Below are 618 nucleotides of genomic sequence, written 5' to 3' on the forward strand. Positions count from 1 at the left end.
TGTGTTACCAGCCATTACGTTTTTTGTTTTTCGCTCAACGTTTAGATATTGTGGTTTATACATAATGATCACTCACTTTCTGCGTGAAACCCATTCAATCAACATTGCAATAAATAAAACAAACAAAAATATCGGTATCAGAATATACCAGTATTTAATAAAAAACTCTCTTTCGGTTAAATGGATCCAATCACTAAACATAACCTAGCCCTCGCTTTCTAAAATTCAATTTCATCCAACATATCAAAGGCATCATCGTAGTCGTAATCGATAATCTCATCTGCACGCCATAGACAGTATTCAAACGCCTTGAATCCGTCTGTCTTACGACGAACCTCTTCTTTCTTTTTGTATGATTTATTCCCATCACCGTTAGTCTTAACCAGTACATTGTTTGTATACCAACGCATCAATGGATTATCACCAAATATAATGTGATTATTGGCAAATGCATCTTCAATCCTTGGAGCTAGTAAATTATCAGCTGCTGTTGGATTTCTAATCACTTCGATTTCAAATCCTTCCTCCAAAAACAATGGTCGCAATAAATCCATCCGGAAATTATCGGCTACTATTTTCGTTATGCCGTATTTTTCACGTTGTTCAACAAACCAGCCG

Annotated in this window: 1 pseudogene; it reads right to left on the minus strand. The window is 35.8% G+C overall.

What is annotated here, in order from left to right:
* Positions 1–218: 218 nt before the first annotated feature.
* Positions 219–618: pseudogene (locus IAE45_RS18695) on the minus strand (terminase large subunit); the annotation flags it as partial.

Source organism: Enterococcus sp. S53 (assembly GCF_016516865.1).
Lineage (GTDB): Bacteria > Bacillota > Bacilli > Lactobacillales > Enterococcaceae > Enterococcus_D > Enterococcus_D innesii.